Genomic DNA, 15,543 nt, shown 5'->3' on the forward strand with positions numbered 1-15,543 from the left:
TTCGACAGACTTCAGTCAGAGCCCCTTTGCCGTCAAGATAGGCTTCTACAGCCTCTTGTTTCAACTCATAAGTGTACGATTGCCAAGTGTGACTTTCTTTGAGCCCATCAATTCCATACTGCTGGTACTTGTCTCTCCATCGTTTGACAGTGGTTCCAGCAATCCTATACTGTTTAGCAAGTTGGCTGACTGACTGCTCACCTTTAATAAGTAATTGAACAATGTCACATTTTTCTTCTACTGATTTTGGACTTCTTTTGGACATATAAAAACTCCTCATATAGTTTCTAGTGAATTTTTGTTTTTTCACTGTCCACTATATGGGGAGTATATCAGTTCAACGTCTGATTTATACAGTTCCATTTTTTCTAATAAATAGCTATCTTGGTCAGTCCCGTTAATAGCACGATAAAAATTATCGCCAACCTTAATGATAGCTCCATCAGTTGTAGCTGAAGTATTGACATAAACATCTTTTTTATCAACACCTAACTCTTTTGATACAATCTCGATGAAGTGTAAGTAACTACGAAATTGATTATCATTGTATTGACTAGTTTGGAAATTCGTAATACTAATCAATACAAAAGCAATTAAAGTCAAAATAGAAATAATCAATAATTCACGGAACTTGCTTCCTTTTTTATCTTTGAAAGCTTTAAATGCGAAAAAAAAATAGTCACAATTACTAAGAGCGTTGACACAATAATCATAGCCCAATTCTGCTGACTGATCTGACTGAGAACATAGTCGTATGAATAGAATTTCATAAGAACCTCCACCTTTTTAAATTCAATCTATTATAAATTAATCTTTAAGCAATTGCAGATGAGAGCTTATCAGTGACTTTCTTGCAAATTTATTCGAGGATGCACTTGGCTGACTTAGCATTGGGAATCCTAACGCTATCCTTAGCCGGTTTAAGTATAGAATTACCGATTCAGTTAATGGGTTATGCCTCTGGGTTTTTCCAGATTATTTTTACTTATTACAGCAGGTCCATAAAAGCTAAAAGCTATATTTTTTCAGTCTCCATTTGGACTATCTGGATGGTTATTTTCTTCTTGAGCCATCACTAAGACTCGCTGTCTCTTGTCTTGTAGATAGCTCTTAATTTCAGTTAGTTGATAATTGGGGAATATTAATTGCTAACTCGGAAACTCTACCCTCAAAAGGCTAGGATTTTGTTGGAACCCCCTAAAATTTTTTAATGATTTTTTCAGTAGGTTCAGACTTTTGCTTGGCAATTTCTCCCTTTGATTTAATGGTTTGGCCGTGGTAAAATACTAAGAAAGACTAAAAAATAAGGACAATTTATGAATTATTATAAGGTTGGAACCATTGTTAATACCCAAGGTTTGCAAGGGGAAATTCGGGTTCTTTCGGTGACCGATTTTGCGGATCAGCGTTTCAAGAAGGGGAGCACTCTGGCCCTTTTTGATGATAAGGATAGGTTTGTGCAGGAGGTGACCATTGCCAGTCACCGCAAGCATAAGAATTTCGATGTCATCAAGTTCAAGGACATGTACCATATCAATGCTATTGAGAAATTCAAGGGCCATGTCCTCAAGGTGGCCGAGGAAAATTTGACGGACCTGTCCGATGGTGAGTTTTACTACCACCAAATCATTGGTCTGCCTGTCTATGAAAATGATGTTCTTATCGGCAAGATCAAGGAGATCCTCCAGCCTGGGGCCAATGATGTCTGGGTGGTTAAGCGAAAGGGCAAGCGAGATTTGCTCCTGCCCTACATTCCGCCAGTGGTTAAGAAGGTTGATTTGGCCGAGCAGCGGGTTGAGGTCGAACTTTTAGAAGGACTGGATGACGATGAAGATTGATATTCTGACCCTCTTTCCGGAAATGTTTGCCCCACTGGAGCACTCCATTGTCGGCAAGGCTCAGGAGAAGGGGCTTTTAGAAATCAACTACCATAATTTTCGCCAGAATGCGGAGAAGTCCCGCCATGTTGATGATGAGCCCTATGGGGGCGGTCAGGGCATGCTCTTAAGGGTTCAGCCAATTTTTGACACCATGGCCAAGATTCAAGCAGACAAGCCTAGAGTTTTGCTCCTGGAGCCTGCAGGTCGCAAGTTTGACCAGGCCTATGCCGAGGAGCTGGCTCAAGAGGACCAGCTGATTTTTATCTGTGGCCACTATGAAGGCTATGATGAACGCATCAAGACCCTGGTGACCGATGAGGTTTCTCTAGGGGACTTTGTCTTAACCGGTGGAGAATTAGCAGCCATGACCGTTGTTGATGCGACTGTTCGTCTGATTCCAGAGGTTCTTGGCAAGGAATCCAGCCATCAGGATGACAGCTTTTCATCAGGTCTGCTGGAGTACCCTCAATACACCAGGCCCTACGATTTTCGTGGCATGACGGTCCCTGATGTCCTTATGAGTGGCCACCACGAAAATATTCGTCGCTGGCGATTGGAGCAGAGTCTTCGCAAGACCTGGCAACGTCGGCCGGATTTATTGGACCATTACCAACTGAGCCCAGAGGAAGCCGATCTTCTAGAAAAAATCAAGACTCAAGATAGAGAAAACGAGGAAAGAAATGACTGAGCAAAAGATTACTGATATTACCATTATTGGCGGAGGGCCAGTTGGCCTCTTTGCGGCCTTTTATGCTGGCCTGCGTGGCATGACGGTCAAGATTATCGAAAGCCTGTCTGAACTAGGCGGACAACCTGCTGTCCTCTATCCCGAAAAGGTCATTTATGATATTCCCGCCTATCCTAAGACCAACGGGGTTGAGTTGACTGAGAATCTTTTAGAGCAGTTGGACCGCTTCAAGGATACGACGGAAATCTGCCTCAAGGAAGAGGTTCTCAGCTTTGAGAAGACCGAGGGCATCTTCACTATTGCGACCAACAAGGATCAACACCGGTCGCGGGCTATCATCATTGCCTGTGGCAATGGAGCCTTCGCTCCTCGGACCTTGGGTCTTGAGGGGGAAGCAGACTATGCTGACAAGAATCTCTTTTACAATGTCCACAAGTTGGATCAATTCGCTGGTCAAAGGGTGGTCATCTGCGGTGGCGGAGATTCGGCGGTCGATTGGGCCCTGCATTTGGAACCCATTGCTGAGAGCGTGACCATTGTCCACCGGCGGGATGCCTTTCGGGCTCATGAGCATAGTGTGGAGCTCTTGCAGCAGTCCTCAGTCAAGATTTTGACACCCTATATTCCTCTGGAATTGCATGGAGATGGCAAAAGTTTGACAGGTCTGATGGTTCAAAAGGTCAAGGCCGATGAAGTGGTGGACTTAGAACTGGATTCTTTGATTGTCAGCTTTGGTTTTTCGACCAACAACAAGAACCTGCGTAACTGGGGTATTGATTACAAGCGGACCAATATCGCTGTGTCGCCGGTTTTTCAAACCAGTCAAGAGGGTGTCTATGCCATTGGTGATGCCGCTGACTATGACGGCAAGGTTGACCTGATTGCGACTGGCTTTGGGGAAGCCCCAACAGCTATCAATCATGCCATTAACTATATCTACCCTGAGCGTGACAATCGGGCTGTCCACTCGACATCCTTGATTAAGGATTAGTCTAATCTAGACAACAGAAGGCTGGCCGAGAGTGACCGCTTATACAAGTGTTCCTGATTTGAGCTGGCTTTTTGGACTTCGGAATTTTAATAAGTTACTTTGGTGGACTTAGTGAAAAGTTTAGACAAGGCCACCCTAGTGGTTGCCCTAGGAAATGGAGACACTTTAATGACCCATTTTCTTAACAATTGCGACAGTTGGAAAAGCGAGCCGATAATGGTCGCTTATCCAACTTAGTAAGCAGTTTAGGCAAGTCACCCTAGTGGTTGCCGTAGGAAATAGAGCCATTTTGATGGCCTATTTCCTTAACTGATTGAATTGAACTCGCCTACACCACTGTGGAAAAAGAAGAAGCTTCCTAGATGCTTAGTCGCATCTGTGTCCCCTTCCCAATTTTCCTGTGTGGTGTTTAAGGGCTCTGCGACACGGAGATAAAGCAGTCAGACTACTGCTTTATCGAAAGTTAGTGAGAGAGCTAAGCAACTGCCCTGGCAGTTGCTGTTAGTCATCAGTTACTTTTAGTAACTAGATGACTTTGCTCTGTCGTATCTTGTGAAAGGAGATGTTTTTATGCCAGTTAATGAATTTGGTCAGACTATTGGTGACCCGATTGATACTAGCTTGGGAGCCTATCCAGAAATTTCTCGCTTGGAGGGTAACTATTGCTCGGTTGAGAAGCTGAATTACCAAAGGGATTTCGCTGATCTCTTTGCCTTCTTCGGAGCAGGAGCTAATCTTCCTGATTGGACTTATCTACCGATTGAGGGCGGGATGAGTCAGGAGGAGTTTTCCGACTTGCTCAAGGCCTGGGCTCAATCAGCTGACCCTTATTACCTAGTTGTTCGCGATAAGGTCAGCCAAAAGGTTGTGGGTATCTTTTCACTGATGCGGCTCAATCGTCAGGCCCGCTCGGTCGAAATGGGCTGGGTCATCTATTCCCCTGCCCTGCAAAGAAGTCGTCTGGCAACAGAAGCCCAATACCTAGTCATGGCTTACGTCTTTGAAAAGCTGGGCTATCGCCGCTATGAATGGAAGTGCGACCATCTCAACCAACGCTCCCGCAAGGCAGCTCAAAGGCTGGGCTTCACTCTTGAAGGCACCTGGCGACAAGCCACCATCTATAAGGGAAGAAGTCGTGATACCGACTGGCTTTCACTCTTGGACGAGGAGTGGCCCGCTAATAAGCAGGCCCTAGAAGCTTGGTTAAGTCCTGATAATTTTACGGCGGATGGGCAACAGATTAAGTCCCTTAGAGAATTTAGGCAGGCAGATTAGTGAGAAGGAGGCTTGGGTTAAACCCAGGTCTTTTGAGGCCTATGAAAGTTTGAGACTTGGGAGAACAAGCAAGCAGAAACCCTGATAGGAAAGTATTTGGCCTGAAGCAATCAGAGCTAGACCATTTGCAGGAGCGCCTTATCTAAGATAGACTCTCTGAGGTTCGAGAGTTTAATTTGCGGTTCTTTTGAGCTCCTATCTTGCTAGAAGGGGTCGAGTTTTAATCACTGATAAACTTGCTATGTTAGAAAGTATCAAAATTGAGAGTTCCGATTTTAACTCAGTATGAATTGAAAGTTTTTGACGGAAAATGCTTGACATTGGTGGGAATAGTCTTATAATAAAAATGTAAACGGTTGCAAAGGAGGTGTTGGTATTCTTAAGTCGGAGCGAAAACGGCTGATTATGGACCAACTTAATCAAGCTGATTTTGTAACCTTGGACCATTTGGTATCTTTGCTAAAGTCATCTGAATCGACTGTTCGTCGTGATTTGGATGAGCTTGAGGCTGAGCATAAGTTGCACCGTATTCACGGTGGCGCTGAAAAATTGCACAGCCTGCAAGAGGAACTGAGTGTCCAGCAGAAAGCTATCAAAAACGTTCAAGAAAAGAAGTTAATTGCGCATGCCGCTAAGGAGCGGATTTGCCAAGGTGATGTTATCTTTATCGAAGCGGGAACGACCAATGAACTTCTGGTCGATTGCTTAAATCGCATTGACATTACGGTGGTGACCAATTCTATCCACCATGCCATCAAGCTGGTTGAACGGCAGATCCCGACGGTCATGATTGGTGGCGATGTCAAGATTCCAACCGATGCCAATGTTGGCCCAATTGCGGTTCAGCAGCTCAGCCAACTTAACTTTGACCGGGCCTTTCTAGGAACCAATGGTGTGGACTGTGATAATCTCACAACGCCGGATATCTATGAGGGAGCTATCAAGGAAACGGTCATTGCTAATAGTAAGGAAACCTTTATCCTGACAGATTCTAGCAAGCTGGAGAAAATCTATTTTGCTAAATTTGCTAGACTTGAGGAAGTGACCTTAATTATCAATCGCTCCTCAAAACCAATCGTCAATACGCTAAAAGATAAAACGAAGGTGATTGAAGTATGATTTATACGGTAACCCTTAACCCCTCCATTGACTATATCGTTCGTTTGGACAAGGTTGTTGTCGGTAGCGTCAACCGCATGACCAGCGATGATAAGTTTGCAGGCGGTAAGGGCATCAATGTTAGTCGGATTTTGCAACGTCTGGGCGTAGAAAATACTGCGACCGGCTTTCTAGGTGGTTTCACCGGCAAGTTTGTTGAAGATGGTCTCAAGGCTGAAGCTATCGCTACAAAATTTGTCCAAGTGGACCAAGATACCCGCATCAACGTCAAAATCAAGGCAGATGACGAGACGGAAATTAACGGTACAGGTCCGCAAATCAGTCCAGATCAGTTGGCCCAATTGGAAGCCATTCTTTCAGGACTTTCAGCTGAGGATACAGTTGTCTTTGCGGGTTCTGCCCCAGCTAATCTGGGTAACCAGGTTTATAATCGTCTGATTCCTGTCGCTAAAGAAGCAGGAGCTCAGGTGGTTTGTGACTTTGAAGGCCAAACCCTTCTGGATGCTCTCAATTATCAGCCCCTCTTGGTTAAGCCCAACAACCATGAGTTGGAAGCAATCTTTAATGTTAAGTTGGATGGTCTAGCTGACGTTGAAAAATATGCGAGAGAAATCCTAGCCAAGGGGGCTCAGAACGTTATCATTTCCATGGCGGGTGATGGAGCCCTCTTGGTGACACCAGAAGCTGCTTATTTTGCCAAACCAATCAAGGGTCAAGTCAAGAACTCTGTTGGGGCTGGTGATTCTATGGTGGCAGGCTTCACGGGAGAATTTGTCAAATCTGCTGACCCTATTGAGGCCCTCAAGTGGGGTGTGGCCTGCGGAACATCGACAGCCTTCTCGGATGACCTGGCCAGCATTGATTTTATTAAAGAAACTTATCAAAAAGTAGAGGTAGAAAAACTATGAAAATTCAAGACGTCTTGAGAAAGGAAGTCATGATCATGGATTTGCAAGCGACCACCAAGGAAGCTGCCATTGATGAAATGATTTCCAATCTGGTTGACAAGGGTATTGTCACCGATTTTGATACCTTCAAAGAGGGTATCATGAACCGGGAAGCACAAACCTCAACTGGTTTAGGGGATGGGATTGCCATGCCCCACAGTAAGAATGCTGCTGTTAAGGAAGCAACCGTTCTCTTTGCTAAATCAGCCAAGGGAGTTGATTATGAGTCGCTAGATGGGCAACCAACTGACCTCTTCTTTATGATTGCAGCTCCAGATGGAGCCAACGATACCCACTTGGCTGCCCTGGCTGAATTGTCCAAGTATCTGATGAAGGACGGCTTTGCTGATAAATTACGACAAGTCACCAGTCCTGACGAAGTCATTGCGACCTTCGATGCAGCAGAAGAGGAAAACAAGGCTGAGGCAGCTAGCAAGGCAGCTCCAGTAACTGATGATGACAAACCATTGGTAGTCGCCGTTACCGCTTGTACAACTGGTATCGCCCACACCTACATGGCTGAAGAAGCCCTGATTAAACAAGGGCAAGAAATGGGAGTCAATGTTCGGGTTGAAACCAACGGTGCCTCAGGTGTCGGAACTCCATTGACTGCTGATGAAATTAAGCGAGCTAAGGGTGTTATCGTCGCAGCCGATAAGGCTGTGGAAATGCCTCGTTTCGATGGTAAGCCCTTGATTTCCCGACCAGTAGCCGAAGGGATTAAGAAGCCAGAAGAATTGATTAATACCATTCTTGATGGCAAGGCAGAAACCTACCACGCAGCAGCAGGAGAAGCTAGCACAGCTGCCAGCGATTCTGGTGAAAAGACTGGTCTGGGTGCAGCTTTTTACAAGCATCTCATGAGCGGTGTTTCTCAAATGCTGCCTTTCGTTATCGGTGGCGGTATCATTACAGCCATTTCTTTCCTGATTGATAACTTTATGGGAGTTCCACAAAGTCATTTATCTGATTTGGGACACTATCATGCCGCTGCAGCAATCTTCAACCAAATTGGTGGTGCAGCCTTCTTCTTCATGTTGCCAATCCTAGCTGGTTACATTGCTTATTCAATTGCTGAAAAACCTGGTTTGGTAGCTGGTGTGACAGCTGGTTATATCGCCAAGGTTGGTTATGCCATCAATATGATTGGTGCTGATGAAAGCAAACTGATTCCATCAGGCTTCCTTGGAGCTTTGGTTGGTGGTTTCCTAGCAGGTGGCGTCGCCCTGCTCCTCAAAAAATATGTCAAGGTTCCACGCTCTCTGGAAGGTATCAAGTCTATCTTACTCTTGCCTCTTTTGGGTGTTGGGATTACCGGCTTTCTTATGCTTTTGGTCAATGTACCAATGGGAGCTATCAATACAGCCTTGAGTAACTTTCTCGAAGGTCTGTCAGGAAGCTCAGCTCTTCTTCTTGGTTTGATTGTCGGTGCCATGATGGCTATCGACATGGGTGGACCTTTCAACAAGGCAGCCTATGTCTTTGCAACTGGTACCCTAGCCGACCCTAATGCCCTCGCCCATGGTGGTACGGTGGTTATGGCAGCCGTTATGGCTGGTGGTATGGTTCCGCCTTTGGCAGTCTTTGTCGCTACCCGTCTCTTCCCACAAAAATTCAACAAGGAAGAACGTGATTCTGGTTTGACCAATATTGTCATGGGGCTGTCCTTCATCACCGAAGGGGCTATCCCATTTGGTGCGGCTGACCCAGGCCGTGCTATCCCGAGCTTTATGCTGGGCTCAGCGATTACGGGTGCCCTAGTTGGCGCTGCAGGTATCAAGCTCTTGGCTCCCCACGGTGGTATCTTTGTTATCGCCCTGACCACGAACTGGTGGCTCTACCTCATCTTTGTCGCTATTGGAGCCATCATTTCCGGTGTCGTCTTTGGCGCTTTACGTAAAGAACAAGAGGCTTGAGTGACTGCGAAAGTCTCAGGCTATATGAGCTAAAGTCCATTTGCGATTTGAAAATTTTAATTTTTATTGATTATGAGCTTTAGTTACCTATCAAAAGTCCTTTCAACCGAGTCAAGTTGAAAGGATTTTTTCTTTTCTTTACGAATAGAGAGTTAGGAGGTAAATGATGTATAGTGTAGAAATTCATGAAGAGGCCATGCGACCAAGAGAACGCTTAGTGAATCTAGGTGCTGAGAACCTGAGTAATCAGGAGCTCTTGGCAATTCTTTTGCGAACAGGTACGAGACAGCACCATGTCTTGACCTTGGCCAATAATATTTTAGAAGAAACTGGTAGTCTAGCAGATTTTAGAAGTCTCTCACTTGAAGAGCTTCAGGCTATCCCTGGTATCGGTCGGGTTAAGTCTATTGAACTCAAGGCAGCCTTGGAGTTTGCTAAGAGGGTCAATCAGACTCTGCCTGAGAAATCTGAGCGAATAATCTCAAGCGACCGATTGGCTAAGAAGATGATGGCTGAATTGCGGGATAAGCGACAGGAGCACCTCATCGCCCTTTATCTGGATACCCAGAATCGCTTGATTAAGCAGCAGACTATATTTATCGGGAGTGTTCAACGTTCCATTGCTGAGCCAAGGGAGATTTTGCACTATGCTTGTCGTTTTATGGCGACTTCGGTCATTGTTGTGCATAATCACCCTTCGGGTCAACCGGATCCCAGTCGGTATGATATTGCCTTTACCGAAAAAATTAAGCGTTGCTGTGATGATTTGGGCCTAGCCTTTTTGGACCACATTATTGTTGGCTCTGATAATTACTATAGCTTTCGGGAGGAGACGGATATAATTATTGATATACCAGTCTAGGGAAATTCGTCATTGTCAATAAAAAAGACCAGACGGCCCAAAAACTGTCTGGTTAAAAATTAAAAGCGTTTATAATTGACTTTATTCCAACGAAAAGGAGCGGTTCAGTTGTCTACGCCCAACTCCCGATTACTTTACTCACTATAATTCATTGACAAAATAGTCGAAGAGCTCTTGATCTGCTTGACGACTGCCAATCAAATGCTCAGGATGCCATTGGACACCTAAGAAATGAATATCAGGATGGTTGGAAGCGACGGCCTCAATGGTTGAATCCTTAGGGTCTTCAGCAATCACATCTAGATAGGGAGAAAGCTCCTTGATGCTCTGATGGTGGAAAGAGTTAATTGTGGTCTCAGAGCCGTAGATTTCCGCTAACTTGGTATTAGGCTTGACGGTCATTTTGTGGTAGAGGTAGTCAGTCGGTGCGTCCTGCCAATGATTTTCGATAGCCTGATTGAGATTGCCCCCAAGAGCTACATTCATCAGTTGAGTACCGCGGCAGACAGAAAAAATGGGTTTCCTTTGGCGAATAGCTTCATCAATAATAGAAAATTCAAACATATCTCGACGGTGGGAAAAATCATCATCCAAGGCCTGCTTGGTTTCATGATAAAATTCTGGGTCAACATTTTGTCCGCCAATCAGCAAAATCTTATCCACCATGCCAACATATTCAATTGCCTCATCCATAGAACCGATAGGTAGAAGTAGCGGAATACCGCCAGCTCTTTGGACGGCCTGAACGAAGCCCTTGGGAGCATAGCTAGTGATAATATTATCACTATTCGGTCTTTCGTTTGTTGTAATACCAATAATAGGTTTTTTCTTCATTAAAGAAACCTCCTGGGGAAGTATGTCTATTGATAAATCACCTGAAAGTTTTCAGGTGATTGGTGGTTTTTACATTATCTTTAGTGATCCTGATTCATGAAATAAAGCAGAGTTTGGAGTTCGCTAGTCAGGTCTACATATTGGACAAAGACTCCTTTGGGAAGACTGAGATTGACCGGAGAAAAGCTCAGGATTCCCTTGATACCGGCATTGACTAACTGATTGGCAACTTCTTGTGCCTTGACACTAGGAACCGTCAAAATTGCAGTTTGGCAATCGGTGCCTTTAAGCCTTTCTTTGATAGTGGAAATACCATAGATAGGAATACCATCATCGGTCTTAGTATCGACCAACTCATTATCATCGGTATCGAAGGCCATGACAATCTGCATCTTATTGCGCTCATGAAAGCGGTAGTGAAGCAGGGCCCGTCCCATATTACCGCAACCGACAAGGGCGACATTGGTAATAGAATTGTCGTTAAGAATATCAGCAAAAAAATTCATCAGCTTCTTGACATCGTAGCCAAAACCTCGTCGACCAAGCTCACCGAAGTAGGAGAAGTCCCGTCGAACCGTTGCCGAATCAATTCCGATGGCCTCAGCAATCTGCTTAGAGCTGGCTTTAACGATATCCTCAGCATAAAAACGTTTAAAGGTTCTGTAATAAAGCGATAGACGTTTAGCTGTCGCTTTGGGAATAGATTTATCAATAGTCATCTTAACTATCTCCAATCTTATTGCGAGTAATTCTAAGTTAATTGTAGAACAAGTTTGTGAAAACTGCAACAAAATAGCGATAAAAAAATCCTAAGCTAACATAGGATTTTCGTATAAGAGCTTAAGGCCTATTTGGATAGCTTAGGGAGCCCTTCGGAGGTAGTCAGATCTCAAGGAAAAATGATGTTAAGCTCCTAGAACTCTTGCCTGAGGTAGTCAGGTATAAAGCTTAGTTTTACTAGGACATTGGCACCTTTGCAAACCCTCGAGACTCAAACTTTAGTCTTCGCTTTTAGTAAAGATGTCTCTTTCAACCAGGCTATCCATGAGGAAGTAGAACTTGTCTTGGATGATGGACAGCTTGTCATTCTTGAAGATATTGACCAGGCGCAGGCCTGATTGATCGGTTACGCTGAGTTTGAAGGAGCTTAGATCCTTATTGATAGTGATTTTAAGAGGGAAGCCTTGTCCAGAGTTAGGATTTTCTTCAAGAAGACGGTTTAACTCATAGTGGCCGAGTTTGTTGGGTTCAAAGGTCGTATCTCTCAAGGTATATTTTTTAATATTGGGACTGATGGTATAGGTGTATTTGCAGTCGTCCAAGTGAATAGATTTTTCAAATGCCATGGTATTGTATTATCCTATAATTTCTTTTAATTTTGTTGCCAGCTGGCTTAATTCCTCAGAGGTATTGAGGTCCGATAGGCTGATGCGAATGGATTCGCTCAGGCGGGGAGAATCAGTCCCGTAGAAGGCCTGCAAGACATGGCTGGGCTCGACTGTTCCTGCGGTACAGGCAGAACCTGTTGAGACAGCAAAGCCAGCCAGGTCCAGCTGGGTCAACAGAAGACCATTGTTTTGGCCGGGAAAGCCGATATTGATGACATGGGGTAGACGATTGGGACCACCATTGAGGTAGTAGTCCACGCCCTTTTGGCTCAATTGCTTGAGAAAATCCTCGCCAAGCTGGCTGATCTTTTGATAATTTTCTTCTTGCAGTTGGTCGGCTTCTTTGAACGCCTGTGCCATCCCAGTGATACCAATCATATTCTCGGTGCTGGCCCGTCTTTTTTCCTCTTGTTCGCCACCGTGTAGAAGATTATCCATGTGATGGGGCTTAGCATAAAGGAAGCCCACGCCCTTGGGCCCATGAAACTTGTGGGCCGAAGCTGAGAGAAAATCCACGCCCAATCCTTCCGGACGAACAGGAATTTTCCCCGTGGCCTGAACGGCATCAACATGAAAGACGGCCTGGTGGTTGGCCAAGACTTGAGCGAATTCGGCAATGGGAAGGAGGTCACCAGTTTCATTGTTGGCCAACATAGTTGAAACCAAGATAGTGTCCTCCCGCAGGGCGGCCTTGAGAGCTTCTGGGCTAAACTGGTGATTTTCATCAGGTTGCAGGTAGGTCACTTGAAAACCAAAGCGTTTTTCCAGATAGTCCATAACATGGAGAACCGAGTGGTGCTCAATAGCTGTTGTAATCAGGTGTTTTCCCTTGTCCTGATTGGCTAGAGCATAGCCTTGGATGGCCATGTTATTGCTTTCGGTTGCACCAGAGGTGAAAATCAGATTTCGTGGCTGAGTGCCCAAAATTTTGGCGATAGTAAGACGGCCATCCCGCAAGAGATGGCTAGCCTTTCGTCCATAAGCATGGATACTGGAGGGGTTGCCAAAGTTGTCGGACATAACCGCTGCCATTGATTGGATAACGGCTGGCGTCAAAGGAGTTGTCGCCGCATTATCAAGATAAATCATCTTAATCCTCGTCTTCAGAAGTGTAGGTAAAGAGTGGGCTGAGTGGCTTGTGGTTGTGGATCCGTGTGATAGCATTACCAATCAACTCGCTAGCTGTGATGTAGGTGGTATTGCTGCTGACTCTTTCTTTAGTGGCTACGGAGTCAGTCACAAGAATCTCTTTAATCGGTGAGGACTCCAAGATGTCTGCCGCTCCACCAGCAAAGAGACCATGGCTAGCTACCGCATAGATTTCGGAAGCACCACCACGCTCAACGATTTTAGCCGCTTCAGCAAAGGTTTTACCAGTATTGAGGATATCATCAATCAAGATAGCCTTCTTACCAGCAACTTCACCGATAATATAACCTTCTTCGCGCTGCGCATCATCTTGAGCATAGTCGATAATTGCGATTGGAGCATCTAAGTATTCTGCCAAGCTGCGAGCCCGTTTGATGCCAGAATTTTTAGGACTGACGACGACAACATCAGTCCCCTTGAGACCCATGTGGATGTAACGCTCTGCAAAGAGGGGGACAGTAAAGAGGTTGTCAACTGGGATGTCAAAGAAGCCTTGGACCTGAACAGCATGTAAATCGAGCGTCAGGATACGGTCGGCTCCAGCCTTAACCAACATATTAGCAACTAATTTCGCGGTAATAGGCTCACGTTGCTGGGCAATACGGTCTTGGCGAGCATAGCCGAAGTAAGGCAGGATAATATTGACTGAATTTGCAGATGCCCGCTTACAGGCATCAATCATAATCAGAAGTTCCCAAAGGTTATCGTTAACAGGGAAGCTAGTCGATTGAACAACATAAATGTCAAAGCCACGGACACTTTCTTCAATGTTAATCATAATTTCGCCGTCAGAAAATTGCTTAGAGGACAATTTACTAAGCGGGATTCCGGCTGCTTTCGAAATTTTTTCTGCAATAGCAGTGTTAGAAGTCAGCGAGAATAATTTTGGGGTACTAGTTTCTACCATGACAGTGTCATTCTCCTTTGAATAAGCTAAGGGCCGTGAGGCCTTATGGTTAGCAAGAAATTCAAGATGAACTAGGAGTGGCTTTTGCCAGCTACTTACCTTGAAATCTTGAAAATTTTCCTTATTTATTGTACCAAAAAAGGCCGATTTTTACAGCCCTTTATCGCTATTATACCCAATTAAAATCAAAGTTAGCATCTTTGATACTTTCTAACGTAGCAAGTTCATCAGCGATTAAAAATCACTGATGAACTACGGTAATCGCTATGGCGACTTACCTAGCTACCTTACTAATTCCCTTTTCAAAATAGTATCGATTTTGAAAAGGGAATGTCGTTTAAAAGTTCGGACGCAAGCAAACTCCTGGCAAGATACAGAACCGTTAAGCGCCACAAAGGATTAAAAAGGTCTGGGAGACCTTTTTTACCCGAACTCGAAAATAGGAAGGTGAGGCAGGAAATTTGGCGTAGGAGCAACAGATCTCCAAGGCAGATTTATACCTCAAGGTAGCCGCGGCTGTAGATTGACTAAAGTCAAAACAGCCACCTCTCTTTTTCCACAGTGGTGTAGGCGAGTTCAATTCCGGAGTTTCATTACGACATGAGGTTAGGCTAGTCGATTTTACTGGCCTAACCGAGTTAATCAGGGGGCTAGCCAATCACTATTGAGATTGGCGTTAGACATCGCTACTTTAGTAGCTGATGGCTTTGCCCCGTGATAAATTTTGAGCCCCTTCGCTTTCGAGTTTTTAAGCTCAGGCAGATTTAGTCCGCCGGACTAAATCCCTCTCAAAATTTCCGTTCTTAGCAATAACTGTACTTGTTGCTAAGAATACCACTTTGGCGAAAGTATCGCTTTTAGAATGACTCCATTAGTTAATGATTTATTTTCATTTTCCAGATATGGCCATATTGAGATAACAAATTGCTAATTTTGAATTTCAAAGAGTATTAGCCCTTAATCTTTCTGTTTCAAAGTGGAGCAGAAGCGGGCAACCTTGCTCTTTGCATATTTGAGGTCAATATCGTTTTCAAGCAAGAAGGTTTCAAAGTCAGTCTTGCCCTTGTCAGCATTCTCAACCTCAAGCTCCAACTCATAATCAATTCGTCCAGCATAGTTGTTCTTATCCAGAGCCATGAGTCCGATGGAGGTCTCTTTTTCCCGCCGGACAGTTGTTAGATGGCCCAAATTTTTTAATTGATTACAATCAACACCCTGCTCAACAATCAAGGATTTGATGGCATTGTCAGGAAAATGGCAGGACTCAATAATACTCCTAGCCTCCTGGCGACTGAGGTCGATATTATGTTCCAAAGTTCCTACCTCTTTAGGAATTTTCAGGGTTAATTCTGCTCCCTTTTCAAAGGTGCGAATCCGCAACGAAAGCCGCTTTTTTCGCATGATATAGTCATCGGTATCGAAATAATAGTTGGTCTGGGTAATCGCTGGGACGTGGGAGAATAACGTTTCCATGCGATTAAATTCTGCCTTATTGAGCATGGATTTATATTCGATTTCCAAATGGTTCATCTTGATTTTCCTTTACAAGCCTTTTTATGGTATAATTTTACTTAAACTAATTCTATA

15 protein-coding genes and 1 pseudogene are annotated in these 15,543 nt (G+C 44.5%); 8 read left to right on the top strand and 8 right to left on the bottom strand.

The window, feature by feature from the left end; genetic code table 11:
- Together BS63_RS0101010 and BS63_RS0101015 are read right to left on the bottom strand one after the other, a co-directional pair.
- Positions 1 to 265: helix-turn-helix domain-containing protein (locus BS63_RS0101010; RefSeq protein WP_032798524.1), on the bottom strand; the 265-nt coding region annotated here is incomplete at its 3' end.
- Positions 266 to 306: 41 nt separating this feature from the next.
- Positions 307 to 770 (bottom strand): annotated as a pseudogene (locus BS63_RS0101015) (DUF3290 family protein).
- A gap of 546 nt (positions 771 to 1,316) precedes the next feature.
- Between BS63_RS0101015 and rimM the strand changes: the two are divergent.
- From rimM to radC, 8 genes are all read left to right on the top strand, one after another.
- On the top strand, positions 1,317 to 1,838 hold the full coding sequence (gene rimM / locus BS63_RS0101025) for a ribosome maturation factor RimM (protein ID WP_002959661.1): 522 nt from the start codon (positions 1,317 to 1,319) through the stop codon (positions 1,836 to 1,838).
- The gene (gene trmD, locus BS63_RS0101030; protein WP_002959660.1) at positions 1,828 to 2,568 is read left to right on the top strand and encodes a tRNA (guanosine(37)-N1)-methyltransferase TrmD; all 741 of its coding nucleotides are present in this window, start codon (positions 1,828 to 1,830) and stop codon (positions 2,566 to 2,568) included. The genes rimM and trmD overlap by 11 nt, the downstream gene beginning before the upstream one ends.
- Complete coding sequence (locus BS63_RS0101035; RefSeq protein ID WP_019776517.1) at positions 2,561 to 3,559, top strand: NAD(P)/FAD-dependent oxidoreductase; 999 nt, start codon at positions 2,561 to 2,563, stop codon at positions 3,557 to 3,559. Before trmD ends, BS63_RS0101035 begins: the two co-directional genes overlap by 8 nt.
- A gap of 570 nt (positions 3,560 to 4,129) precedes the next feature.
- Positions 4,130 to 4,834 (top strand): GNAT family N-acetyltransferase, encoded by a 705-nt coding sequence (locus tag BS63_RS0101040; RefSeq protein ID WP_002963241.1) that lies wholly within the window; start codon positions 4,130 to 4,132, stop codon positions 4,832 to 4,834.
- Positions 4,835 to 5,209: 375 nt separating this feature from the next.
- On the top strand, positions 5,210 to 5,953 hold the full coding sequence (locus BS63_RS0101045) for a DeoR/GlpR family DNA-binding transcription regulator (protein ID WP_282705100.1): 744 nt from the start codon (positions 5,210 to 5,212) through the stop codon (positions 5,951 to 5,953).
- A complete protein-coding gene (gene pfkB / locus BS63_RS0101050) occupies positions 5,950 to 6,861 on the top strand; it encodes a 1-phosphofructokinase (protein WP_002963243.1) in 912 nt (303 codons plus the stop codon). The genes BS63_RS0101045 and pfkB overlap by 4 nt, the downstream gene beginning before the upstream one ends.
- Entirely contained in the window at positions 6,858 to 8,816 is a 1,959-nt protein-coding gene (locus tag BS63_RS0101055) for a PTS fructose transporter subunit IIABC (RefSeq protein ID WP_002963244.1), read from the top strand. Before pfkB ends, BS63_RS0101055 begins: the two co-directional genes overlap by 4 nt.
- Positions 8,817 to 8,982: 166 nt before the next feature.
- Entirely contained in the window at positions 8,983 to 9,678 is a 696-nt protein-coding gene (radC, locus tag BS63_RS0101060) for a RadC family protein (RefSeq protein WP_019769661.1), read from the top strand.
- Positions 9,679 to 9,819: 141 nt separating this feature from the next.
- Here radC and BS63_RS0101065 read toward each other — a convergent pair whose 3' ends face one another.
- The 6 genes from BS63_RS0101065 to BS63_RS0101090 all read right to left on the bottom strand — a co-directional run bounded on the left by BS63_RS0101065 (position 9,820) and on the right by BS63_RS0101090 (position 15,486).
- Positions 9,820 to 10,512, bottom strand: coding sequence for a gamma-glutamyl-gamma-aminobutyrate hydrolase family protein (locus BS63_RS0101065; RefSeq protein WP_002963247.1), 693 nt, complete (start codon positions 10,510 to 10,512; stop codon positions 9,820 to 9,822).
- Positions 10,513 to 10,592: 80 nt separating this feature from the next.
- A complete protein-coding gene (locus tag BS63_RS0101070; protein ID WP_002963248.1) occupies positions 10,593 to 11,231 on the bottom strand; it encodes a redox-sensing transcriptional repressor Rex in 639 nt (212 codons plus the stop codon).
- A 279-nt stretch (positions 11,232 to 11,510) separates the two neighbouring features.
- Entirely contained in the window at positions 11,511 to 11,858 is a 348-nt protein-coding gene (locus BS63_RS0101075; RefSeq protein WP_002963250.1) for a DUF1831 domain-containing protein, read from the bottom strand.
- A gap of 9 nt (positions 11,859 to 11,867) precedes the next feature.
- Positions 11,868 to 12,989 carry a cysteine desulfurase family protein gene (locus BS63_RS0101080; protein ID WP_002963252.1) on the bottom strand — a complete coding sequence of 374 codons (1,122 nt, stop codon included), beginning with the start codon at positions 12,987 to 12,989 and terminating at the stop codon, positions 11,868 to 11,870.
- 1 nt (position 12,990) lies between these two features.
- Positions 12,991 to 13,956 carry a ribose-phosphate diphosphokinase gene (locus tag BS63_RS0101085; RefSeq protein WP_002963254.1) on the bottom strand — a complete coding sequence of 322 codons (966 nt, stop codon included), beginning with the start codon at positions 13,954 to 13,956 and terminating at the stop codon, positions 12,991 to 12,993.
- A 957-nt stretch (positions 13,957 to 14,913) separates the two neighbouring features.
- A complete protein-coding gene (locus BS63_RS0101090) occupies positions 14,914 to 15,486 on the bottom strand; it encodes a CYTH domain-containing protein (protein WP_002963164.1) in 573 nt (190 codons plus the stop codon).
- Between the last annotated feature and the right edge of the window lie 57 nt (positions 15,487 to 15,543).

Source organism: Streptococcus sobrinus DSM 20742 = ATCC 33478, from assembly GCF_000686605.1.
GTDB lineage: Bacteria > Bacillota > Bacilli > Lactobacillales > Streptococcaceae > Streptococcus > Streptococcus sobrinus.